Source organism: Phyllobacterium phragmitis (assembly GCF_002980495.1).
GTDB lineage: Bacteria > Pseudomonadota > Alphaproteobacteria > Rhizobiales > Rhizobiaceae > Paramesorhizobium > Paramesorhizobium phragmitis.
In genome coordinates, this window is the sequence record NZ_PVBR01000011.1 from 63,888 (window position 1) to 88,263 (window position 24,376).

At 58.8% G+C, this 24,376-nt stretch carries 21 protein-coding genes; 9 read left to right on the top strand and 12 right to left on the bottom strand.

The annotated features are described in order from the left end of the window. Positions 1 to 18 precede the first annotated feature (18 nt). Positions 19 to 1,389 (bottom strand): formimidoylglutamate deiminase, encoded by a 1,371-nt coding sequence (locus tag C5748_RS15605; RefSeq protein WP_105742949.1) that lies wholly within the window; start codon positions 1,387 to 1,389, stop codon positions 19 to 21. A 128-nt stretch (positions 1,390 to 1,517) separates the two neighbouring features. On the opposite strand from C5748_RS15605, the gene hutI reads away from it, so the two are divergent. The 7 genes from hutI to C5748_RS15640 all read left to right on the top strand — a co-directional run bounded on the left by hutI (position 1,518) and on the right by C5748_RS15640 (position 9,667). Continuing rightward, the gene (gene hutI / locus C5748_RS15610) at positions 1,518 to 2,744 is read left to right on the top strand and encodes an imidazolonepropionase (RefSeq protein WP_199194806.1); all 1,227 of its coding nucleotides are present in this window, start codon (positions 1,518 to 1,520) and stop codon (positions 2,742 to 2,744) included. Further along, on the top strand, positions 2,741 to 4,282 hold the full coding sequence (hutH, locus tag C5748_RS15615; protein WP_105742865.1) for a histidine ammonia-lyase: 1,542 nt from the start codon (positions 2,741 to 2,743) through the stop codon (positions 4,280 to 4,282). The genes hutI and hutH overlap by 4 nt, the downstream gene beginning before the upstream one ends. 1 nt (position 4,283) lies before the next feature. Continuing rightward, complete coding sequence (gene hutG, locus C5748_RS15620) at positions 4,284 to 5,093, top strand: N-formylglutamate deformylase (RefSeq protein ID WP_105742866.1); 810 nt, start codon at positions 4,284 to 4,286, stop codon at positions 5,091 to 5,093. After that, positions 5,090 to 6,763 carry a urocanate hydratase gene (hutU, locus tag C5748_RS15625; protein ID WP_105742867.1) on the top strand — a complete coding sequence of 558 codons (1,674 nt, stop codon included), beginning with the start codon at positions 5,090 to 5,092 and terminating at the stop codon, positions 6,761 to 6,763. The genes hutG and hutU overlap by 4 nt, the downstream gene beginning before the upstream one ends. 68 nt (positions 6,764 to 6,831) lie before the next feature. Further along, positions 6,832 to 8,157, top strand: coding sequence for a YjiH family protein (locus tag C5748_RS15630; protein ID WP_105742868.1), 1,326 nt, complete (start codon positions 6,832 to 6,834; stop codon positions 8,155 to 8,157). Then, positions 8,157 to 8,738: a HutD/Ves family protein gene (locus C5748_RS15635; RefSeq protein WP_425350262.1), complete on the top strand. Its 582-nt coding sequence runs from the start codon at positions 8,157 to 8,159 to the stop codon at positions 8,736 to 8,738. Before C5748_RS15630 ends, C5748_RS15635 begins: the two co-directional genes overlap by 1 nt. A gap of 152 nt (positions 8,739 to 8,890) precedes the next feature. Next, positions 8,891 to 9,667, top strand: coding sequence for a metallophosphoesterase family protein (locus tag C5748_RS15640; RefSeq protein ID WP_105742869.1), 777 nt, complete (start codon positions 8,891 to 8,893; stop codon positions 9,665 to 9,667). Positions 9,668 to 9,677: 10 nt separating this feature from the next. On the opposite strand, the gene C5748_RS15645 is transcribed toward C5748_RS15640, so the two are convergent. The 9 genes from C5748_RS15645 to C5748_RS15680 form a co-directional block, all read right to left on the bottom strand. Then, positions 9,678 to 12,005, bottom strand: coding sequence for a polysaccharide biosynthesis tyrosine autokinase (locus tag C5748_RS15645; RefSeq protein WP_105742870.1), 2,328 nt, complete (start codon positions 12,003 to 12,005; stop codon positions 9,678 to 9,680). Between the two features lie 81 nt (positions 12,006 to 12,086). Continuing rightward, positions 12,087 to 12,983 carry a UTP--glucose-1-phosphate uridylyltransferase GalU gene (gene galU, locus C5748_RS15650; protein ID WP_105742871.1) on the bottom strand — a complete coding sequence of 299 codons (897 nt, stop codon included), beginning with the start codon at positions 12,981 to 12,983 and terminating at the stop codon, positions 12,087 to 12,089. Between the two features lie 104 nt (positions 12,984 to 13,087). Then, the gene (locus C5748_RS15655) at positions 13,088 to 14,038 is read right to left on the bottom strand and encodes a glycosyltransferase family 2 protein (protein ID WP_199194807.1); all 951 of its coding nucleotides are present in this window, start codon (positions 14,036 to 14,038) and stop codon (positions 13,088 to 13,090) included. Continuing rightward, a complete protein-coding gene (locus C5748_RS15660; RefSeq protein WP_105742873.1) occupies positions 14,028 to 15,026 on the bottom strand; it encodes a glycosyltransferase family 2 protein in 999 nt (332 codons plus the stop codon). Before C5748_RS15660 ends, C5748_RS15655 begins: the two co-directional genes overlap by 11 nt. Further along, a complete protein-coding gene (locus C5748_RS28910; RefSeq protein WP_425350263.1) occupies positions 15,023 to 16,054 on the bottom strand; it encodes a glycosyltransferase family 2 protein in 1,032 nt (343 codons plus the stop codon). Before C5748_RS28910 ends, C5748_RS15660 begins: the two co-directional genes overlap by 4 nt. A gap of 36 nt (positions 16,055 to 16,090) precedes the next feature. Next, on the bottom strand, positions 16,091 to 17,263 hold the full coding sequence (locus C5748_RS28915) for a glycosyltransferase family protein (RefSeq protein ID WP_245581821.1): 1,173 nt from the start codon (positions 17,261 to 17,263) through the stop codon (positions 16,091 to 16,093). 140 nt (positions 17,264 to 17,403) lie between these two features. Then, complete coding sequence (exoK, locus tag C5748_RS15670) at positions 17,404 to 18,213, bottom strand: endo-1,3-1,4-beta-glycanase ExoK (RefSeq protein WP_105742952.1); 810 nt, start codon at positions 18,211 to 18,213, stop codon at positions 17,404 to 17,406. 32 nt (positions 18,214 to 18,245) lie between these two features. Beyond that, positions 18,246 to 19,298 (bottom strand): acyltransferase family protein, encoded by a 1,053-nt coding sequence (locus C5748_RS15675; RefSeq protein WP_245581822.1) that lies wholly within the window; start codon positions 19,296 to 19,298, stop codon positions 18,246 to 18,248. A gap of 290 nt (positions 19,299 to 19,588) precedes the next feature. Beyond that, positions 19,589 to 19,966 carry a hypothetical protein gene (locus C5748_RS15680; RefSeq protein ID WP_105742874.1) on the bottom strand — a complete coding sequence of 126 codons (378 nt, stop codon included), beginning with the start codon at positions 19,964 to 19,966 and terminating at the stop codon, positions 19,589 to 19,591. Between the two features lie 327 nt (positions 19,967 to 20,293). Between C5748_RS15680 and C5748_RS15685 the strand changes: the two genes are divergently transcribed. After that, positions 20,294 to 21,250, top strand: a complete 957-nt coding sequence (locus C5748_RS15685; protein WP_105742875.1) for a polysaccharide pyruvyl transferase family protein — start codon at positions 20,294 to 20,296, stop codon at positions 21,248 to 21,250. A gap of 58 nt (positions 21,251 to 21,308) precedes the next feature. On the opposite strand, the gene C5748_RS15690 is transcribed toward C5748_RS15685, so the two are convergent. After that, positions 21,309 to 22,358 (bottom strand): glycosyltransferase family 2 protein, encoded by a 1,050-nt coding sequence (locus tag C5748_RS15690; RefSeq protein ID WP_105742876.1) that lies wholly within the window; start codon positions 22,356 to 22,358, stop codon positions 21,309 to 21,311. Between the two features lie 181 nt (positions 22,359 to 22,539). After that, positions 22,540 to 22,809: an exopolysaccharide production repressor protein gene (locus C5748_RS15695; RefSeq protein ID WP_105742877.1), complete on the bottom strand. Its 270-nt coding sequence runs from the start codon at positions 22,807 to 22,809 to the stop codon at positions 22,540 to 22,542. 793 nt (positions 22,810 to 23,602) lie between these two features. On the opposite strand from C5748_RS15695, the gene C5748_RS15700 reads away from it, so the two are divergent. Further along, entirely contained in the window at positions 23,603 to 24,283 is a 681-nt protein-coding gene (locus C5748_RS15700) for a sugar transferase (protein ID WP_105742878.1), read from the top strand. The last annotated feature ends 93 nt before the right edge of the window (positions 24,284 to 24,376 follow it).

Consider the following 24,376-nt stretch of genomic DNA (forward strand, 5'->3'; position numbering starts at 1 on the left):
ACAAACTCCACCGATCGCTCATCCCTGAAGAAGTTGCTTCAGCACAATATCGAATGCCCGCGCCGACTGGTCGCGCAGGCGATGCCGGCCGCCTTCCACCTGCTTCACGCCGCGCACCCAGACGTTGTCGACTTTTGCACGGCCTGCGAAAATCCAGCCATCCAGAACCGCATCGCCTTGGGCTTCCGCAAGCCTGCCCGTATCGAGCGAAATCATATCCGCCGCCTGCCCCACCGCAACACCCTCGCCCGAAACGCCCAGCGCGGCGCTGCCGCCGGCAAATGCGCCATCATAAAGCGCACGCCCCGTTGAGCCCTCCGCCACAGCCATGACGTTGCGGGCCCGATGAAAAAGCCGTTGCGAATATTCGAGCTGCCGCAACTCGTCGCCAATACCGATCAGCACGTTGGAATCCGAGCCGGTGCCGAACCGGCCACCATACGCGGCAAAGAGCGGCGCTTGGAACGTGCCATCGCCGAGATTGGCTTCCGTCACCGGGCAGAGGCCCGCAACCGCGCCACTCTCCGCCATCCGGCGTGTCTCCTCATCCGTCATGTGGGTGGCATGGATCAGACACCAGCGGCCATCGACATCCACATTATCCAGGAGCCATTCGACCGGACGCGCGCCCGACCACGCAATACAGTCCTCCACCTCCTTAACCTGTTCGGCCACATGGATGTGCACGGGCGTCTGCGGCAGGAGCTTACTCACAACCGCCAATTCGTCCGGCGTTGCCGCGCGCAGACTATGTGGCGCAACGCCCAGAACCGCCCCGTCGAGCCCCGCTACCAGCGGCTTGCAGCCATCGATCAGCCGCGCAAAACCGTCGAGATCATTGATGAACCGCCGTTGGCCGTCATTCGGCACGGCGCCCCCAAAGGTCGAGTGGGCATAGAACACCGGCAGCAACGTCAGCCCGATCCCGCTCTGCCCGGCCGCCGACACGATGCGCGCCGCCATCTCCGCGATATCGCCATAAGCGCTGCCATCCCGGTCATGATGCAGATAATGGAACTCGCCGACGCGGGTAAAGCCCGCCTCCAGCATCTCCACATAGAGCTGCAGGGCCACAGCTTCCACCTGTTCGGGCGTCATGGAAAGCGCGAAGCGGTACATCACATCGCGCCAGCTCCAGAAACTGTCCGCTGACGGGCCGCGCCGCTCGGCAAGCCCCGCCATGCCGTATTGAAAGGCATGGCTGTGCAGATTGGGCATTCCCGGCAGAATGGCGGCATGGTGTTCATCGTCAGCCCTTGCCGCCTCACCCGTTTCGACCGAAGCGATCAAACCGCCCGCAAATGAAATACGCACATCCCGTGCCCAGCCGTTGGGCAGAAGCGCGCAACGGGCATGAATGGCCGCCTGTTTTTCACCCCCGTTGACCACGCCGTTTCCCGCATCATTTACTGTCACAGCTCTCTCCTCGTCCGATCCACCCGAACCACTTCGGCCACTTGCGATCACTCGAAATATGTATATACATTATCATCAAACAGGGGAAGCAGGAAACCATCATGGCGCAAAGCAAAAATCCCAGCAAAGACCGGCTCTGGCGCAACGCCCGGCTGGCCACGCTTAGCGAAAGCCTGCCCGGTCTCGGTATCGTGGAGAAGGGTGCCGTGGCGGTCCGGGACGGGCGCATCGCCTATGCCGGAACGGAGGAGGAACTGCCCGCGCCCCTCGCGGCACTGGAGCGCATCGACTGCGAGGGCCGTTGGATCACCCCCGGCCTGATCGACTGTCACACCCATCTCGTCCATGCCGGAAACCGCGCGCATGAATTCGAGCTGAGGCTTGCCGGGGCCACCTATGAAGAGGTGGCGAAGGCCGGCGGCGGCATCGTCTCCTCGGTCAAGGCGCTGAGAGCCGCGAGCGAAGAGGATTTGCTGCGCGAGACCCTGCCCCGCCTCGATGCGCTGATCACCGAAGGCGTCACCACGGTCGAGGTCAAATCCGGTTACGGCCTGGATCTCGACAACGAGCGCAAATCGCTGAAGGTGGCCCGGCTGCTCGAAAACGAACGGCCCGTTTCCATATGCACCACCTTTCTCGGCGCCCACGCCCTGCCGCCGGAAGCCGATGGCGACAAGCAGGCCTATATCGACCGCGTCGCCAACGAGATGTTGCCGGCAATTGCAGCGGAGGGATTGGCCGATGCCGTGGACGGTTTTTGCGAAGGCATCGCCTTTTCGCCTGACCAGATCGCGCAAGTGTTTCGCGCGGCGCAAAAACACGGCCTGCCTGTCAAGCTCCACGCCGACCAATTATCGAACCTGCACGGGGCAAAGCTTGCCGCCGAGTTCGGCGCGCTTTCCGTCGACCATATGGAATATACCGACGAAGCCGGCGTGATGGCGATGGCGAAAGCCGCGACGGTCGCCGTGTTGTTGCCTGGCGCTTTCTATTTCATCCGCGAAAAGCAGCTTCCGCCGGTCGAGCAATTGCGCAGGCATGGCGTAAAAATCGCCATCGCCACTGACAGCAATCCCGGCACCTCGCCGCTGACCTCGCTGCTGCTCACCATGAACATGAGCGCGACGCTATTCCGCCTGACGGTCGACGAATGCATTGCCGGCGTGACCCGCGAAGCCGCTCGCGCTCTTGGCATTCTCGCGGAGACAGGAACGCTCGAAGCCGGCAAATGGGCCGATCTCGCCATCTGGGATATCGAGCGCCCGGCTGAGCTTGTCTATCGCATGGGCTTCAATCCCCTGCACCAGCGGATATGGAGAGGCCAATGAACACGACGCTCTTGCTCCAGCCCGGTTCCGTGCCGCTGCGGACATTGGAAACCATCTACTGGACCGGTGCGGCGGCGCGACTCGATCCGTCCTTTGACGCGGGGATCGAAAAGGCGGCAGCACGCATTGCCCAGATCGCGCGGGGCGACCAGCCGGTCTATGGCGTCAATACCGGTTTCGGCAAGCTGGCGAGCATCCGCATCGATGCCGCCGATGTCGCCACGCCGCAGCGCAATTTGATCCTGTCGCATTGCTGCGGCGTGGGGGCTCCTTTCGCGGAAGAGATCGTCCGCCTCATCATGGCGCTGAAACTCATCTCGCTTGGCCGCGGAGCCTCCGGCGTTCGCATGGAGATCATCCGGTTGATCGAGGACATGCTAAATAAGGGTGTCATCCCCGTCATCCCGGAGAAGGGATCGGTCGGCGCATCCGGCGATCTGGCGCCGCTTGCTCATATGGCGGCGGCGATGATCGGCGAAGGCGAAGCCTTTTACGGCGGCGAACGGCTTGCCGCGAAAGAAGCATTGTCGAAAGCAGGGCTGAAACCCGTCATGCTCGCCGCCAAGGAAGGGCTCGCCCTCATCAACGGCACGCAGGTTTCCACCGCGCTGGCGCTTGCCGGCCTGTTCCGGGCGCATCGCGCAGCGCAGACGGCACTCATCACCGGCGCGCTTTCCACCGATGCCGCGATGGGCTCGTCCGCGCCGTTCCACCCGGAAATCCATACGCTCAGGGGGCATAAGGGCCAGATCGATACCGCTTACACCCTTCGCACCTTGCTGGAAGGCTCTGAAATCCGTGCAAGCCATCTCGAAGGCGATGAGCGTGTGCAGGATCCCTATTGCATCCGCTGCCAGCCGCAGGTCGATGGCGCCTGTCTCGACCTGCTGCGCATGACAGCCCGCACACTGGAAATCGAAGCCAATGCCGTCACCGACAACCCCCTGGTGGTGAGCGATGGCCAAGTGATATCGGGCGGCAATTTTCACGCCGAGCCGGTGGCTTTTGCCGCCGATCAGATCGCGCTTGCCATCTGCGAAATCGGTGCGATTTCCCAACGTCGTATCGCACTGCTTGTCGATCCGGCGCTGAGCTTCGGCCTTCCAGCCTTTCTCGCCAGGAAGCCGGGTCTCAATTCCGGTCTGATGATCGCCGAGGTCACCTCCGCCGCGCTGATGAGCGAGAACAAGCAGATGTCGCACCCGGCATCGGTCGATTCCACGCCGACCTCAGCCAATCAGGAAGACCATGTTTCCATGGCCTGCCACGGCGCGCGCCGTCTGTTGCAGATGACGGAAAATCTGTTCTCCATCATCGGCATCGAGGCGCTGACCGCAGCCCAGGGCCTCGATTTCCGCCGGCCCCTCCGGACCAGCCCGGAACTGCTCAAGGCGCACGCCACGATCCGCGCCGCCGTGCCGGAACTCGAAATCGACCGCTATATGGCGCCGGACCTGAAGGCGGTCAGCGATCTCGTCGCCACCGGCGCGTTGAACGCTTCCGTTTCCAACGACATTCTTCCTACATTGGAAAATTGATATGGCCATGTTCGAAGTCAGGCAGGGCAATTCCCCTGTTATTCTCGGCCTTCCCCACACGGGAACCGAAGTGCCACCCGATATATGGGAAAGGCTCAACGCCAATGGCCGCCTGCTTGCCGATACCGACTGGCACATCCACAAGCTCTATGACGGGCTCCTGCCTGAGGTGACAACGGTGCGCGCGACGTTTCATCGTTACGTGATAGACGCCAACCGCGATCCAGCAGGGATAAGCCTCTATCCCGGCCAGAACACCACGGGCCTCATCCCCGAAACCGATTTCGACAACGCACCGATCTGGCTCCAAGGCCGTGCGCCCGATGAGGCCGATACAAGCACGCGGCTCGCCGTCTTCCATGCGCCCTATCATGCAGCGCTCGCCGCCGAGATCGATCGGGTCAAGGCGATCCACGGCATCGCCATCCTCTATGACTGCCATTCGATCCGCTCGCATATTCCATTCCTCTTCGAGGGCAAGCTGCCGGATTTCAACATCGGCACCGATAACGGCAAGACTTGCGCACCCGAAATCGAGGCTGCGGCAAGCGACATCGTCAAGGCGGCGGAGGGATACACTTCCATCCTCAACGGACGCTTCAAGGGCGGCTGGACCACGCGCCATTACGGCAAGCCCGAAACCGGCGTTCACGCCATCCAGATGGAACTGGCGCAATCGACCCATCTCACCTCCGAGACGCCGCCCTTCGCCTATGACGAGGCGAAGGCTGAAAAGCTCCGCGTCCATCTGAAAACTATTCTCCAGCGCATCGAACAGATCGCGCCGACGCTAAAAGGGAAAGCCGCATGACCAACCCACGCCACAACATCCGCGAAATCCGGGCGCCGCGCGGAACCGAACTCAATGCCAAAAGCTGGATGACCGAAGCGCCGCTCCGCATGCTGATGAACAATCTCGACCCTGATGTGGCCGAGAACCCGAACGAACTGGTGGTCTATGGCGGCATTGGCCGCGCTGCGCGCACCTGGGACGATTTCGACCGCATCGTTGCCACCTTGAAGACGCTTGAGGAAGACGAGACGCTGCTGGTGCAATCCGGCAAGCCGGTCGGCGTGTTCAAGACCCATGCGAACGCCCCGCGCGTCCTTATCGCCAATTCCAATCTCGTGCCGCATTGGGCGACCTGGGATCATTTCAACGAGCTCGATAAAAAGGGGCTCGCCATGTATGGCCAGATGACCGCGGGATCGTGGATTTATATCGGCACGCAGGGCATTGTTCAGGGCACCTATGAGACTTTCGTCGAGGCCGGACGCCAGCATTATGGCGGCAGCCTCAAGGGCAAATGGATCCTGACCGGCGGTCTGGGCGGCATGGGCGGCGCGCAGCCGCTCGCCGCCGTCATGGCAGGCGCCTGCTGCCTCGCCGTCGAGTGCAACCCGGACTCAATCGATTTCCGCCTGCGCACCCGCTATGTCGATGCAAAGGCCGAAACGCTCGATGAAGCGCTTGACATGATCGACCGCTGGACCAAGGCGGGCGAGGCAAAATCCGTCGGCCTTCTCGGCAATGCGGCGGAAGTCCTTCCCGAGCTGGTGCGCCGCGGCGTGCGCCCCGATATCGTCACCGACCAGACCTCGGCCCATGATCCGATCAACGGCTACCTGCCCAAGGGCTGGACGATGGCCGAGTGGCGGGAGAAGCGCGAAACCGACCCGAAGGCGGTCGAGAAGGCGGCTCGCGCGTCGATGCGCGAGCATGTCGAGGCAATGCTCGCATTCTGGGAGCGAGGCATCCCGACGCTCGACTATGGCAACAATATCCGTCAGGTCGCCAAGGATGAGGGGCTGGAGAACGCCTTTGCCTTCCCCGGCTTCGTGCCGGCCTATATCCGCCCGCTGTTTTGCCGGGGCATAGGCCCGTTCCGCTGGGCTGCACTTTCCGGCGATCCGGAGGACATCTACAAGACCGACGCCAAGGTGAAGGAGCTTCTCCCGGACAACACGCACCTGCACAACTGGCTCGACATGGCGCGCGAGCGCATCGCCTTCCAGGGCCTGCCCGCTCGCATCTGCTGGGTGGGTCTCGGCGACCGCCACAAGCTCGGCCTCGCCTTCAACGAAATGGTGGCCAGCGGCGAATTGAAAGCGCCTGTCGTCATCGGACGCGATCACCTCGATTCCGGCTCCGTCGCCTCGCCGAACCGCGAGACGGAGGCCATGAAGGACGGCTCCGACGCCGTCTCCGACTGGCCGCTGCTTAACGCGCTGCTCAACACCGCGTCGGGCGCGACCTGGGTCAGCTTGCACCATGGCGGCGGCGTCGGCATGGGCTTCTCGCAGCACTCCGGCATGGTTATTTGCGCCGATGGCAGCGAAGACGCGGCGCGCCGCATCGAGCGCGTGCTGTGGAACGACCCGGCAACCGGCGTCATGCGCCATGCCGATGCCGGCTACGAAATCGCCACCGACTGCGCCAGGGAAAAGGGCCTCCGCCTTCCCGCTATTCTGGGCAACTGAGGAGAACCCGCGAGGCTCCGGGGGCTGCCTCGCTTGCTGTTAATCAAAAAGGATCATGGGGAACTACAATGACAGATTCAGCATTTGCTCAACACCGCTCGCGCGGCACGGCCGCATTGAAGCTCATCATCTACAGCCTCATCGGCATTTTCTTCTTTTTCGTGCCCGTCACCATAGGCAGCAAAACGACCATCCTGCTGGATCACGCGGCGACGGCAATTGCCACGAATTTCCGGCCGGCGGCGCTCGTCTTCGTGACCGCGCTGATCGCCTATGGCGCGTTTGCACCCTTCATCCGCGGCACATGGAACAAGAATACCACCGAAACCGTGTTTTCCCTGCTGCGTGTCCTGGGCCTCGTTCTCACGGGCATGTATCTGGCGGGCATCGGCCCGGCTGCTATTTTCCAGCCCGACATGCTGCCCTTCCTGTTCGACAAGCTGGTGCTGTCCGTCGGCCTGATCGTTCCCATCGGCGGGCTGGCGCTCGCCTTTCTCATCGGCTACGGGCTTCTCGAACTCACCGGCGTCATCGTCCAGCCCATCATGCGCCCCATCTGGCGCACCCCCGGCTGGTCGGCCATCGACGCCGTTGTCTCCTTCGTCGGCAGCTACTCGCTCGCCCTGCTCATTACCGACCGCGTTTATAAGGAAGGCAAGTATACGGCGCGCGAAGCAGCCATCGTCGCCACCGGCTTTTCCACCGTTTCGGCAACCTTCATGATCATCGTCGCCAAGACGCTCGGCCTGATGGGTTCCTGGAACCTCTATTTTTGGACGACCCTCCTCGTCACCTTCATCGTCTCGGCCATCACCGCCCGGCTCTGGCCGCTCCGCCGGATGGACCATCCCGCCGACCGTGACCTGCCACTGCCTGCGGGCAAGGGGCGTCTCATGGCAGCGGTAGACGCTGGTATCGAGCAGGCCCAGAAAGCGCCGGGGATATTGTCCCTGCTCGGCGCGACCTTTTTGGACGGCCTGCGTATGGCATCCATGATCCTGCCCAGCATCATGGCGGTCGGTCTTCTCGGATTGCTCGCAGCCAAATACACGCCGATCTTCGACATACCGGGATGGGCGCTCTACCCCTTCACCTGGATCGCACAGCTTCCAGATCCGATGCTGGCCGCCAGGTCATTGTCCTCGGGTCTTGCCGAAATGTTCCTTCCTGCCATTTTGCTCAAAGACGCCGACCCAGTGCTGAAATTCGTGGCGGCGGTCGTTTCCGTCAGCCAGGTGCTGTTTCTTTCGGCCTCGATCCCTTGTGTGCTCGCGACCTCAATTCCGCTCAGGCTCCGCGACCTGATCGTGATCTGGTACATCCGCACCGCACTCAGCATCCTGCTCGCGGCGCCGATCGCCTTCTGGGCGGCTTCCAACGGTTGGATTGGCTGATGGGCATATCGCTTCTGCGGGCGGAAGACCATCGCCGCATGCCGTGGAAGAACGGCGGCGGGGAGACGACGGAGATTGCAGTCTTCCCGCAAGGGGCGGGCTTTGCGGATTTCGGCTGGCGGGTGAGCATGGCCAAGGTGGCAGGCGATGGCCCGTTTTCGCACTTTCCCGGCATCGACCGCACACTGGCCATTCTCGACGGTAACGGTCTTGAGCTGACATTCGGCGACGGAAACCGTGCCTTTCTCGACGCAGATGCCGACCCCTTGTCGTTTCCCGCCGATATCACGGTCGACGCCCGGCTGAGCGACGGGCCGATCACCGACCTCAACGTGATGACCCGGCGCGGCACGGTCACCCACAAGGTAAGCCGGATCGAGATCGATGGTGCGATTGAACGGCAGACCGCCGGCATGCCGACATTGGCTCTCTGCCATAGCGGCAAGCTGGACGTGGAAACAGGCGACGCCCGCGTAAGCCTTTCCGCGCTCGACTGCGCACAGATCGAACCATTGCCGGAAACTCCGATGCGTCTTTCCGGTAAGGCGCACTGCTTCGTCATCGAGATTTTTTATGATTGATGGGTGAGCCATAAATCGTCGAGCACCGAGGCCATCCAGGAGGCGGGCACGGATAGATCGCGCCTCGAAATGAGCCGGCATGTTCCTCGGGCCTAGCCAGCGACGGCACACTCGCCTAAACTTCTCAACGGCTTAGCGAGCGGGGAAGTTCAGTGAAGAATCTTTTTCAATCCCTAAAGTTCGCCAGGTCTCCTCGGCGGGTCCAAAGACGGCGGCTTTCAATCGACATCTCGCGCATTGCAGCTTACGTCATCGGTGACGTGCATGGTTGCTATGACCAGCTCATGACGCTCGAACGCATCATCGCCGCAGACGCCAGCCGGCTGCCTGGTCCGAAGCTGATCGTCATGCTCGGCGATTATGTCGACCGCGGGCCTGATTCTGCGCAAGTCGTCGAGCATCTCCTCAATCCACCGCCCCAGGATTTTCATCGCATCTGCCTCACAGGCAATCACGAGATGGCGATGCTCGATTATCTGGATGGGCACCTCTCGTTGGAGCGCTGGCTGCAGATGGGCGCCGCCTCCACCCTGCTCTCCTATGGCATGGACGTGGATCACATGCGGCAGGTCTATCGTTCACCGCAGGAACGCGACGACAGGATCCGCTCTGCGATTCCCGAAAGCCACAAGGAATTCCTGCGTTCCCTGCCGATCCTGATCGATGCCGATCGTTTTCTCCTCGTCCACGCGGGAATAAGGCCCGGCATACCGCTCGACGAGCAGACTGATGAAGACCTCGTTTTCATTCGCAGGGAATTTATCGATAATGCCCATCTGCTGGAGCAATGGGTGATCCATGGTCACACACCGGTGGAAAAGGCACACCCGGAAGGACGAAGGATCAATATCGATACGGGCGCGTTTTATTCCGGCAGGCTCAGTGCGCTGCGCCTGTGGAACAAGAGGGGCCGCATCCTCTCGACCTGATCCCTCGTCCTTACGATTTGGACGAAGCGGAACCTGTATCGTCGAGGTAATAGCTCGAATAGCGGTCCATGAAATGCTCCGAACTTCCATAGGAACTGTATTTCGCAAGCCGCTTCATGTCTGCCTTGTTGAGAACCAGCCCCAGGACCTTCGGCGTGATCTGGGTTTCCGCCTGCAGCATCGACCTGACGAGCGCGCGCGGCGTGACGCCCCATTCCGTCACCATGACGAAACCGTCGGCCAGAGGCGCAAACGCTTTTGAATCGACCACCGGACCGAGAGGCGGAAGATCGACAATGATATATTCGAAGATGCCCCGGGCTTCCTCAAGCAGATTTTTCATGCCCGCGCAGCAAAGCAGTTCGCTGGTATGCGACAGGTGCCGGGGAACAACCGCCGGGAGAATGGCCAGCTTGGTCTTGCTGTCGATCTTGACAGCGCTCTGCCAGGGCAGCTCACCGACAATGACTTCGACGAGCCCCTTTTGAGGTGCGAGAGACAGCGCGCGGGTCAGGCCCGGATTGCGCAAATCGCCGTCGATCAGAAGCGTCTTTGCGCCATTGGCGGCGAGAAGCCCGGCAAAGTTCGCCGCAATGGTGGATTTTCCTTCATTCGGCAGGACGGAAATGATGCCGATCACCTTACTTTCCCGGCCCTGCAGCACCACGTCGGCCGCGATCTTGGCACTGCGCAGGGTTTCGGCGAAAGCGGAGGCCGGCGCGTCGATGGCAACGCGCATCATGTTGGTCACACGCGGCGCAGGCCCCTGATCATCCGATGAGGAATTCCGCGAGCCGGCATCGCCGGCGCCGCTGACAACGGGCAAATAACCGAGGAATTTGACGCCCAAAAGTGCGCGGACTTCCTCGCCCACCCGGAAAAACCGCTCGCGGAACTCGCGCCAGGCGCCGATGCCCGCCCCCGCAAAAAGGCCGAGCAGCAGTGATGCAGCGAGGACCATCTTCGTCTTCGGGCTCGACGGATCGGTCGGCTTTGATGCAACGGAGATGATGCGGGCCTTGGCGATCGGGAACGATTGCTGCTGGGAAGCCTCCTGATAGCGTTTGAGATAGGTCTGATAGAGATCGCTGAGCGCCTGCGACTTCTGCTCCAGTTCTCTGAGGTGGACCAGCGACTCATTTGCCGTGGAGGTCACGCCCGTAACCCTTTCCAGGCTATCCTTGAGAGACGTCTCGCGCGACTGCGCAACCTCATACTGGTTGTGCAGGCTTGCCGTCATCTGCTTGAGCTCCTGGAATATCTGCCGCCCGACTTCCTGTTGCTCGGTGCGAAGGCTCACGGCTTGCGGATGATCCTCGCCATAGAGGTTGGTGATTTCCTGGATACGTTTGGTGATTGTCAGATAACGGGTTCTCAGCGTCGAGACGACCGACGTGTTCGACTGATCCGAAAGAACCGCAGCGTTGCTGACCGCCGCTTCCGGACCGCTGTCAACGATCGATTTGTATTGGTTATATTGTGCCAGCGCCCGTGCCGTATCCGCCTGCGCCAGAATGAATTGGCTGTTGAGATCGGAAAGCTGCTGTTCGGAAACCAGGGCACCCTTCGCCGAAGTCAGGCCATTGGCCGCCCTGTAGCGTTCGACATCGAGAGCTGCCTTTTGCGAGCTCTCCTTGAGATTGACAAGACGGCTCTGCAGCCAAATGGTAGCCCGCTGCGTCGCATCAAAATTCGCATCGAGTTGGTCGGCGAGATAGACATCGGCATAGGCCCGCGTGATTCGGCCGGCAAGATCGGCATCATTCGACGTATAGTTCAGATCGATGACAAAGCTGCGCCCCTGCCGTTCAACGTTGAGATTGCGTTGAAGAATCGAGGCCGCATACATGCGCCGCCCTGCCGATCCGGATATATTCGCCGTTTCTTCTGCTCCGCCTCCGAACATTTGCACGACGCTCTGCACCGTGCCTTTGATCCGCGAGAGGAGCGATCGCGGCGGGTTCATGAATGTCGCGTTTTCAGTCAGATTTTCGCGGTCCACCACCTTGGCGGCGAGTTCAGTCGATTTCAGGATCGCTATCTGGCTGAGAATGGTGGCGTCGGTCTGCGCGTTGGCGGGCATTGGTGACGGCTCGTCCGCCAGCTTGCCGAGATTGTCATCGAGCAGAATGCTCGTCCCAGCCGTGTAATAGGAGGTCGAGAAGATGAGGCTGACGATGCCGAGCATGAGCCCGATCGCCGCGATGATGGCCACCGTCTTTGCCTGGCGTTGCGCCATGGCGAGCAGATGTTCGACATCGATGAAATTGTCGGCATCCGTCTGCCCCTTCGCGTTTACCGCGAGCCTGTCGTTAAACGGGAGATTGCCTTGATGCATGATACCGCCAATTCTTCATATCAATTCAAATGATGAGCGCGCGGCCCGCACCAGAATGCAGGCCGCGCGCCCCGAGCTGTTTTACGCCGCTTCGGTCGCCTTCTCATGCGAGAGGATGATATCGCGCAATGGCTCGAAAATCTGACCGCTGATATCCGCCCGCGCCAGCGCAAAAGCCACATTGGCCTCGATGAAGCCTTCCTTCGATCCGCAATCGAAGGTGCGGCCTTCGAACGGAAACGCGAAGAAATCCTGATCGTCTGAAAGGCGCAGCATGGCATCGGTCAGTTGAATCTCGTTACCCGCGCCCGGTTCCTGTTTTTCCAGTATATCAAAGACATCGGGCTGAAGGATATAGCGCCCATTGATGTAGTAGTTGGACGGCGCAACGGCTGGCGCCGGCTTTTCGACCATGCCGGAGATCTCGAAACCCTTGCCGATCTCGCGCCCCTTGGCGACGATGCCGTATTTGCCTGTCTCGGAGGGATCGCACTGTTCCACCGCGATCAGATTGCCGCCCGTGCGCCTGTAGAGATCGACCATGCCGGCCATGCAACCACGCGCGCCGAAAGTCACCATGTCAGGCAGGAGAAGCGCGAAGGGTTCATCGCCGATGATATCGCGCGCGCACCAGACCGCGTGTCCGAGACCAAGTGGCGATTGCTGCCTCGTGAAGCTCATGCTCCCGGCTTTCGGCAAAAGGCGCTGCAGTGATGCAAGCTGCTCCGTTTTACCGGACTGGGTAAGCGTCGAAACGAGTTCCGGCTGAATATCGAAATAGTCTTCAATCGCCGCCTTGTTGCGGCCGGTGACGAAGACGATATGCTCAATCCCGGCCTCAAGGGCTTCATCGACGGCATATTGCACCACCGGGCGGTCCACGATCGTCAGCATTTCCTTTGGCATGGATTTGGTCGCGGGGAGAAACCGCGTGCCAAGACCCGCAACGGGAATGATGGCTTTCTTGACGTCCTTCATCGAAATTTCCTTTTCGTTCGAGAGCGGAAGAAAATACGTTTACTATTCAAGCCCCACCACCTGTTCCACGAGCGAATTTGTCGCTTCTCATTCAATACCCGACCTCAACCAGATTTCTGCGGCGCGGTCGACGGGATGAGCCGCTTGAGGCGCACCGCAATGGGCATTGACAGATGCCGCAGCGCCAATGGATCCTGCAGTGCCACCTTGACGATCTCTCGGAATGACCGACGCTTGATATGTCCGACCAGCGAAATGAAGGATCGCGCTTCCTCGAGACTTCGCGTCCGTCGCGCCTGAGCGGCGCTCGCCTTGTCATCGAGTTCGAACGTCTCGAGAAACTTCCTGTCAGCCTCCAGCATCGAATGGATGTGGTGTAGTTCGAGAACCCGGGAAATCGAGCCGGAGCGAAGATGATAGGCATATCCGACCGCGGGCTCGACGACGAGCTTGCCGCCTTTCGCCAGAATGGACGCGAGAAAGATGTAATCCTCGCCGATGCGTAAGTCCTCGTCATAGCGAAGACCGTGCGTTTCGATGAAATCGCGCTCGAAGATCGGTTTCATATAGCCGAAATTGAAGGTCGATTTGAAGACGAGGTTCGACGCGATGAAATCGGCAAGCGTGATCTCGTGGATCTTTTCCAGATGCCCGGAAGGAAACATCGGCTCCCCCCTCGCTTGGCCTTCCCCGATCACCTCGATATTGTCCACCACTGCTTGCGCGCCGCTCTTCTCCGCCCGCGCGATCATTCGGGCCATGCGGTCTGGAAGAACAGCATCATCGGCATCGAGCACCGCGATCCAGCGGCCCTTGGCGACGGCCAGTGCCGCATTGCGCGCGCCGCCCGGACCGCTGTTCTTCGCAAGCGTCACCACATGCACCCGGTTCGCCGGAAACGAAGCGGCGATTGCCGCGGTGCGATCGGTCGATCTGTCGTTCGCGACAATGATCTCGACGCTGACGCCGCGCTGCGCCAGTGCGCTTTCGATGGCGCGGCCGATCGTCTCCTCGGCATTATAGGCGGCGATGACGAAGGTGACGTCAGGTTGCACGGGATTTGCCTCCATTCGCCGGCGCCATGGCCGTCTCGCCATATTGCTGGATTTCCCGGATGCCCATTAGTCCGCTGACGACGCCTGCATGCATGACGCCGCGCAGCAGCGAACGGTTGCGATGTACGGGCGAAAATGCAGTAACGAGTGCTGCGGCGAAGCTGTAGCAAGCCTTTGCCGTCGCAAGGCCCACCTGCTTGGAAAGGACTAACTGCTTGGAAAGACCAGCGCCGGTTGCCTTCCTGCTGAGCAGCCGTCCATGCGTCTGGCCGACGCGGAAGCGCCTTTTGCAAAGCCATGAGAACCTTGCCCGCCCCTCCGGAACAGGCTCATGCATCCAAGCCTCCGGAGCGTAGGCGATCTTGCCGCCGGCCTCGTGAAGCTCGGAGAAATATTGCGTATCTTCGCCGCCGCTGCGGCCAAGCGCCAGGCTGAAACGCCGCCCGGCGACGGAAGGCGAAGCACGCCGCAGAAGAACGTTGCACGTATAGCCGGTGCGGATTTCGCCCCCGATCCAGACGGGGAAGGTCGAATGGAAATCGCCCTTGCTCATCCAGCGCGGCGCATCCTTGCCATAGGACGCTTGCACGGGTCCGAGAACCGCGTCAGCATCCGTGTCCTGCGCGGTGGTCAGGAGATAGGCCAGCCAATCTTCCGAGGCTGTTTCGTCATCATCGATGAAGGCGATGAAATCACCATCGCTCGCATCGAGGCAGGCGTTACGGGCGATCGAAATATTGGACGCCGGGCTATGAATATAGCGCAGTTCGAAGGGCAACGCCGGCGCCAGTTTCGCGATGCGCTCCTTCGCGCTCGGCTCAACATCATTATCGGAGACGATGACACGGACGCGACAGTTTTCCGGCAGCGCCTGCTTTCCCAGCGAGCGCAGGGTCGCTTCCAACTCCGTGCGGCGATAGGTGCAGACGCCGATGTCGATCCGCAATTCCGCCGACCCATTATCCATCACTTCGGTAAAGCCGTTCATGAGGACGGATCCGGGCGTTTACGGAAACCGAGAAGTTGCAGCCAGAAACCCGTGGACCAGGCAAAATGCATGATCATCGCGGAAACCGCTGCAAGCGGGCCATAGGGATTGCGCTCGCCGACCGCCATCCAGATGCCGTAGCCAAGGCAGATCGTCACCCACAGCACGGCCGGCACCGCAGCCGACCAATGGAGGACGGCAAGGAAGGTCCCCGCCACCACCGGCAGCACCATGAGCGGCACCACCTGACGGAGCTTCGGGATGATGCGGTGCTTCGCGAGGTTCTTCGCCCTGCCTCTCCCGTAGCCGAGATATTGTCGGAAGAGCTGGGAAGCCGAGGCTCTGGGATAATAGACCATCAGCGTCTTGTCGGTCATCCAGATGCGGAAACCTGCCCTTGCGAGTCGGTAATCGAGTTCGGCATCCTCATTATGAGTGAAAGTTTCGTCATAACCGCCGACCTGCCGGAAGGCCGCGATGCGCATCAGCGCGTGGTGGCCATGGTCGGTCCAGTGCCCTTTCGCGCCGTGGCGATGCTTGGCGCCACCATTGCCGAGCTTGGAATTCTGCGCCGAAGCGGTGGCTTTCTGGAAAGTGCTGAAACCTTCCGTCGCCATGGCGACCACGACGGAATCGGCCTCCTTTGCCTCGACCTCTTCGAGAAGCCTCTCACAATAGTCGGCGGGATATTTTCCATGTGCGTCGATGCGGATGAAATAATCATGGTCATCGCCATAGGTGGCGACCGCCAGATTGATGGCCGCGCTCTGGATGCGCTTTTCATTGTGCAGGAGAACGATACGGGAATTCCGCTGCATCATTTCTTCGACGATATGCGGCGTGCCGTCGGTGCTGCCTCCGTCCGCAACAATAATTTTCATGTCATACCGTTCGGCATCGAGGCTGAATTGTTCAAGCAAGGCTCCGATATGCCGGGCCTCGTTCAGGCAGGGGATGACGACGAGGCATCGACCGGCAAAACTTTGCTCTGTTGCGCTTGGCACGGCTGTCTCATCTCCTGTTTTCATCTCAGTCCCCCAGTTCAGCGAAATCATCAGCAAAAATCAGGCCGCGGCCTGCATGGCGCTCTTGCGTATTGGAACAAGCTGACACAGGCGCCCCACCAACGCGCGGCAATCATCTTCGTTGCACACCCACATCCTGCGGTCCTGCGCCGCGACCTTGGAGTGCGCGAGCTCATATTGCTTCGCATCGAGCCCATCGAACAGGGCAGTAAGCTCGCCCACATCAGGCTTGGAAAGCACGAAGCCGATATCGTTCGCCTTCAGGAACAGCGATGTTTCGGTCCCCTGCATCGCGATCGGGACGCAATGATAGCGGCAGCTCTCATAAAGCCTGTTGGGCAGAAGCCAATCCGAATTCTGCCCTTCCTCGAAGAAGTCGACGGCCCAGGAGAAATGCACGTCGCCATAGATGCGCGCCAAATCCTCCGGGTTGCGGTAGGGACCATGAAACTGCATGAACGGTTCGGCGGCGACGAAGCCGTCGAAATCCTCGAACTCCGTATAAGCCGGCCGCCCCCGCAGGATGATTTCCACCCTGCCCTCCATCCGGCGCGAGAATTCCGACAGAAGCTCCAGGGAACGGCGGCAGCGCAAGGCGCCGAACCAACCGATTTCCCAAGGTTCGCCCCCAGTTGGCACCGATGTCGGTGTGATCATTTGGTCCGTATGGTTCCCGAGTTCCAGCACCTTGTTCTCGACCAGTTCGACCGGCATGCCCAACTGGCCAAATGGCTCGAAATATTGCCTGACAAATGCCGGGGACGAAGTGATGAGAAGCGCTGCATTGCGGCCGAGCGCGCGCTCCGCCGAGCGTATCGCCTTGCCGGCCAGATCCTGCCTTAGGAGCAGGCGGTGGACGTCGAGGCATTCATAGACGATCGGCGCATCGCCGGAAAAGATCGTCCTCGCCCGGTTGGCCAGCGCCAGCATTTCCAGATTGCGGCCGATGATCACGTCAGGCTTCGCCACATTCTTCAACACCGCCCCGAGCGACAACGCCGCCTGCGCCACCGCTGCAAGACGCTGCGCGAAACGGCCATCGCTGGTCTTTCCCAAGTCGATGGGCATAACCCCCGCTACCTCCGCGACCGGTTCATGGCTGCGCCTGAAGCCGGCGAGCGTCACGACTGCGCCGCCCGCTTGCAACATGACCACACGGCGACGAACCGCAGGGTCGGAAAGATCATGCACCAGGTACAGGACTTGCAGCATGAGATCATTCCGCAGTTGATCTGGAAGGACAGGGTAATACAGCCTGTGTTGCACCGCAACATCGCAATGTCGACCGTCTCTTGAAGAACTTTACCATGTAATGCTCGACGCTTGTAAAAGATTTATGATGCACTGCAACATTACTTGAGCGTACAGGCAACGGATTCAGGAAACTGACAGGGATCACCCAGGGCGGTGAAGGCGACACGGGTAAATTGCGCCGAGACAGGCTCGGTCGGATCGCTGAACTTTCCCAGCCATGACGCCAGATTATCGCTGGCCCAAAGGCTCAGATAAATCTTCTGCGCATGCGACGGCAGCGCCGCCGGATCGGTAACGGTATGGACCAGCTTGCCGTTCACATAATAACGCAAACTGTCCTTTTCCCAGACGAAGGCATAATCGTTGAATGCCGCGTTGGCGTTGCCCGGCACGGGAACCAGTTTCTCATTGCCGCCCTTGCCGTTGACATAGGAATTGAGTTGGACCGTCGAAGGGTCCTTGCCCAGGAACTCGAAATCGATCTCGTCCCAGGGCTGTTTGTGGGTCGGGCCGATATAGGTGAAGAAGCTTGAATTGAAGCCCGAGCCCGCCACGGCCTTGATGCGGGCTTCATAGGTGCCATAGCTGAAACGTGCATAGGTCTGGATCTCACCGCAGACATGCTGACGGTCTTTGGCCTGTCTGCGCGCATAGCTTAGGCTGAGCGTCCCATCGGCGATCTTCACCTGGTCCGCCGCCCATGTGCAATTCTGGTGATCGCCATTGTTCCAGCCGTCGGAAACGTACCAGCGGCGTTTGTCGAGGCTGGAGAAATCTTCGACAAAGGATTTTCCGGTCTTCTGCGCCTGGTCGGTCTCCTGTGCCTGCGAAGACGGAACAGATGCCATGCCCGGGACAACAAGAACCAGGATGGCCAAAATCGGACGGATCGAGCTTGAGGTCGTCATGGACGGTTCCTTTTTGACAGATGGAGAATACATCAGCCCCGGCTTCCCACGAGCAAGGCATAGGTGCCGGGAAACGAGCGCCGCGCAATCTCATTCGACATGAGCAGGAGCAGCCCTCCTATCGCCAGGGCGCCGGCATAGAACACCACATATTCATTGAGGTTGACCCGGTTCCACAGCATCCAGAGCAGCAGAAGAACCGGATAATGAGCACAGAATATCCAGAAACTCAGTCCCTTCGTGCTCGCCAGACGCTGCCCGAACTCCGACTGGATGAGCAGCGCCGACAGGGCCCAGAAACCCGGAATACCGATGAGGATGAAGAAATTCCGGGTGACGTTCAGCCAATAGGGATATTCGGGCCCATATTGATAAAGTGCGGCGGCAAGCCTGGCGCTGGCAATGAGAAAAGCCGCAAAGACCGGTGCAGCATAGGGATCCATCTTCTTGATATCGACCTTGTGTATGGCAAACGACATGCCAAGGGCGAAACTGAGCAGAATCGACTTGCGCACCACGATATGGATCGGAACAGGCACCACCGTCAGCGCCAGCAGCAATGTCAGCGTGGAAAGCGGATAGCGTTTCACCAGAAAGGCCAGCACCGGCGAAAGAAGAATGCAGACGAAGAGATCGCGCAGAAAATACAAAGGCAGATTGATCGGCTCGCCGTTCAGCGCGAAAATCAGATTGAGCAAGTCGGGAAACGGCACATGCGTCACATCAGGCAGATAGCCCTCTCCGATGCCGCGGCTTTGCACGAGGAAGACGAAAAGGAAGAAAGCGCCGTTCCAGATCAGCAAAGGCAGCAGGATGCTCTGCATCTTGCGCCCCAAAACCTTCCGGTAGTCGAATGTCTCAAGCCCGTTGCGCAACAGGAGATAGCCCGAAATCGCGCTGAGGCAGGGCACCCCTACCCTGAAAACGCTTTCGGCAAGAAAAACCCTCAGCCAGTCAACGATCCCGTTGTCGCCGTTGAACGGCTCGGTTTCCGGTCCGTATGGTACATGCACCAGAACGATGCCGCATATGAGCGTTATCCGGAGCAAATTGATCCGGGCGGATACGTTCGCATCCATCGTCATGGCGACCCACCTCTGTTTTGGCTGCGCCCCCCAAAACAGCTCGTCAGACGAATTCAGGATTAAGATCGATGTCCAGCACGTTACTTATTGCACTGCATCAATTTCATAGATGTTGAGCCCGAGTGTCAACCAGCAAAAAGTTGCGAGGTCGCAGTCGCGTTTTTCCTTTTAAAATCAACCATTCAAAGTCTTTAGCGGCTCGAAGGGGCGGATTCCACCCATCGGCCGGGCCCAATTCGCGCCATATTCGGCGGCAAATGCACGAGGAATAGCGACCTCATCCACCGAGGTCAGGCCGGCGCGTTGGGCACCGCGTCAGCTTGCCAAAGACCGTTTTTGTCAGCGAACTCTGTGACGGACTGATCCACCCCTTGGAGGAAAGCAAGTTGCTTTTCCAGAAAAGCGATGCGCTGCGTGAAACGCTCCAGCGCCAGCGTGAAATCCTCAATTCTCGCCGATACTTTTTCAGTTTCGCCTTCGTTTTCCATGTTTTCCAGTGAGAATGCGGCATTCATCGAGATTTCGTCATAGCGACGCTGAAAGCCATCACGCTCACGCTCGATCTCCGCGCAAACCTCATTGAGTGTTTGTTTGATGTCGGCGAAACGCGAGACATCGGTCTGAAGATCCCTGTCAGGACTTCTTGTCCGGAAGCGAAACAGCGCCATTTCTCATACCTCTCTCGGTAAGCTCTAAAACGCTCCAAGCCGGCACAGCCTGATACGGCGCGACATGCTGCACGCATTGTCTGCACGGCATTTTGCCGCCAGCTTGTTTGCCGTGCCCGCTCCTGTCAAGCCGAAGGGCGAAGCTTCCATTCCGGTCGTGCCGATCGCATTACCAATGGCATTTTAGCAGAGTGCATTGCACAATTTTTTTGGAAGTTCTCGATCGTTACCTGTATTATGACATGGATTTCCGCCACAATCATTGTTGGTTCATATCAATTGCCAATCCAGTCCTTCTCCACATAAAATTCACGGCAGAGAGGTTTCATGCGCCCATTTCACTGGGAATCCAATCACGGAAACTTTGGAGATGACCTTAATCTCTGGCTCTGGGATTTCCTGCTTCCCGGATTGCGCGACGGCAATGACGAAATTCTCCTGGTTGGCGTCGGCACGGTTCTCAATTCGACGCTGCTGCCGAAAAACGTCCTGAAACTGGTGATCGGAAGCGGCTACGGCTACGGAACCGTACCTCAGATTTCGGACCGCAGCGAGTGGGATATCCATGCCGTGCGCGGCCCGAAAACCGCCGCCAAGCTGGGGCTCGATGCCAAGCTGGGGATCGCCGATCCGGCGGTCATGGTCACCGAAATGCCGGAGTTTCAAAACCTGCCGAAAAAGAACAAGGCAATTTTCATTCCGCATTGGGAATCGGCGATCGGCGGCATATGGGACAGCGTGTGCAAGACCGTCGGCCTCACCTATGTCGATCCCTGCGGCGAAGCCAAATCGGTCATCAGGGAAATCGCCCAGTCCGAACTGGTCATTGCCGAATCCATGCACGCCGCCATCCTGGCGGACGCCTTCCGCGTCCCATGGATCGCGGTGAGCACCTCCGGCAACATCAACAGCTTCAAATGGAATGATTGGGCCGAATCCGTCGGGACGATCTACAAGCCGCACCAGGTGCCGGTTTCCACCCGCGCGGAAGCTATTTTCAAGGGCGAGACGTTCTGGGGCATCAGTTACGAGAACCGGAGCCATCCCGTGACAAACATTTTCGAGACGCGCTATGCGCCGGATGGAACCGTCCTGACCGCCGGCCAGAAGCCGCTGGATTTTTCCATCAAGAACATTGCCAAGCAGCTTCTGGCCACGCCATCCATTCTGGCGCTGTGGCAGGCCAGCAAGGCCGAGCCGCATCTCAGCCCCGATGGCAGGGTAGATCAATGCAAAGAACGCTTCTCGGAAGCGCTCGAAGGCGTGCGGCGGCAATATTTTTAAATAGCGTCCAAAAGCAACCCCTGGAACAGAACCACCGAATGGCGGCAGAAATTGCCGCCTACTCGGCTTCGGCACGCCCCGTGAAAAGATAGCGCAGGGCGACGGGCGTCCGGTTTGTATCGGTTTTTTTTCCATCCCGTTTGAGAAAGCCGTCCAGCTTGTCGGTGAACACGCCGTGCGCGATCGGCGCAACAGCGGACGGATTCTTCAGGCAATAGGCGAGAGCAGCACCAAACCCCTGTTGCGATTTAGTGTCCAGAAACTGGCGGTGGTGATATTTTCCGCGAATGTGATGTTCGTGCTCGCGCACCGCTTTCCGCCCCTCGCCGGAGAGCGCACCACTCTCCAGAAGCGCCTTGTCAGCATCGGCAAGTTGCTTGAGATCATCAGTCCGGTGCCGTCCGCTCAGCGAATCCGCCCGCACCACCGCGCCATAACCGCAATTGTTGATGACCTGGAAACGCGCACCAACCGCCAACGCCCGCGTATAGAGATCATAATCCTCGCCGAGCCTGAGCTTTTCGTTGTAGCGCAAACCATGACGATCGAGGAAATCCCGGCGGATGACCGGCTTCAGGAAGCCCAGTTCGCCGCGCTGCTTGTTGCGCCTGGAAATGTTGTGCTCGACGAATGTTGGCAGATCGAGAAATCTCGGGTCGGCAGAGAAGCGCTCTATGGCCGATGCATTGAAACCGCCCAGCCATTGTTGATCGACGAAGACGATATTATCGGCGGCCAGGTCCCAATCCTTATTTGCCAGGAGGCGGGAAAAGCGGCCGGGAATGAAAAAATCATCCGCATCCAGAATGCTGATCAGGGTTGCGGACGAAGCGGAAATGGCGTGATTGCGCGCACTGGCCGGCCCCTTATTGGTATCGAAGCGGATAATGCGCAACCGTCCGCTTCCGTCATCCGCCGCTCGCGCCGCGTCGGACGTTCCGTCCGTTGAACCATCGTCGACGACGACGACTTCCGTCACATGGCTCTCGCCCAGTGCTGACGATATGGCAGCGCCGATGGTCCCCGCGGCATTCTTCGCGGCAATGATAACGCAAACGCTGACATCCGATCCGTTCGCGATCGTCTTCCGCTTCGACTGTGCCGCCATAGAGGCCCTCAATCCAGGTTGAACTGCCAAACCCGCTGTGCGCGTTGGCCTTCCCTATTTAAACGCCGTTTCCGCACACTATCCATGACCCGGCGCAGAAAAGCTCCCGGCGGGTCGCCCGCGGGAGAATACAATTGTTTCGATCCCCCGCAAGAGGCCGAAAATCCGATAATAAATAATTTCAGGGAGTTTTGGTGGCAGACGTGTTGAATGGCTGCGAAGGCTCTTGACTTGCCTCATCGCCAGACGACGATACCTGCTTCCCGGCGTTTCGCGACTTCTCGCGCATCACGAGAAAAAGAATCGCACCGAAATAGCCGATCTGAATGACCACTGCACAAATCAACGTCTGAATAACGGTCATCCAGAAAGAATGCGTCATCATGTAGGTCGTGACCGCGAAGGCAATCAGGACACCAAGCATCCCTACCAGAAACTTTGGAAAACTCATTTCGCCATGCCCCCATTCTCTACTCGAATCGGGGCCTTACTGAATGCCGCATCCTCTGCCTCTCCCCACACGCATGTAAAACATGCATATGGAAACCCGACTTCATTATCATTGGCCCCAACCACATCATCAGCAGAAGGCTTTGAAATTGTATTAAACCAGCCTACCTTATGTAACATATAGCTTTAATCCGGGCTTTGCATCACGGTTCCACGAAAAAAAATAAACTTGAACAGCTATCAAGAAAACGTGCCGGCAGGACCGGCTACTCAACCTTGACCTACTTCCCTTCGGCACATGATGCATAATCAAACGTTAAAGATAACGCAGAAGTTGCTCGACAAGATTCTTGCCAGAAGGAAAAGACCGTATTTAAAATATTAACGGCGGTCCTTTTATAAAGATAATTCCTAAAAATACACTGCATTGCAACATAAATACAAAAATCACGACCTGACGAAATACACAGTATAACTTAATATATATTGGTTATCGTCCTGATGTAATAACAAGATTCTACAGCTAAAATTTGATACACGTAATATTATCCTACATTACAATATTTTATCACGGCGTCACATCGCTATTTCTAGGGTGCAAGATATGGAAAAATAACGAGGAATCGTTGTTGCATCCCTTCTATATCTGGAACGATTCATGAAAATACCCAATTATACCACCACCAAATTAGGTACAGGTGTGTGAGCGTCCTGCGAACAACAGCCTGTTGCATTGCACAAATTTCGTGTTATCGTTCGTGCAACCATTCGTATCCGTTCCATGGAGCAGCATAATGAAGCCTGCAACGAAGTTGGCCAGCTTCCCTTTTCTTCGACAGTCGAAAAAAACGGAAAAACTCCCTGTTGGCGGAGTCCTAAAGCGGTCATTCGATGTGATTGGCGCTGCCGCCGGTCTGTTTCTGCTCAGCCCGCTTTTTATCCTGGTGGCGATTCTGGTTAAATTATCCGACGGTGGATCGGCCTTTTACGGCCATCGCCGAATCGGCCGCGACGGAAATCCGTTCTATTGCCTGAAATTCCGCACGATGGTCCAAGATGGCGATGCCGTGCTGACCGCGCATTTCGCTTCCAATCCCGAGGCGCGCGCGGAATGGCTCGCTTCACGTAAACTCCAGAAGGATCCGCGGGTCACCAATGTCGGCGCCGTCCTTCGCAAACTCAGTCTCGACGAATTGCCCCAGCTGGTGAATGTGTTGCGCGGCGAAATGAGCCTCGTCGGACCGCGTCCCGTCGTCAAGGACGAGATCGATCTCTACGGTTCCGCCGCGATCTACTATTTCAAGTCCCGTCCGGGGCTGACCGGCGTCTGGCAGATCAGCGGCCGCAACGACGTTTCCTATGATGACCGCATCGCTTTCGACCGGCATTACGTGGAAAACTGGTCCTTTCAAAAGGACATTGTGATCATTCTCAAGACCATTCCCGCCGTGTGTGCGTCACGCGGATCATATTGATGGCGGCTGCGTCTTCACGAAAGATAGGCAGCGACTTTCTTTGTGATCTCCAAAAGCACCGAATGGGAATAGACAAAGCCTAAGTAGGCTGTC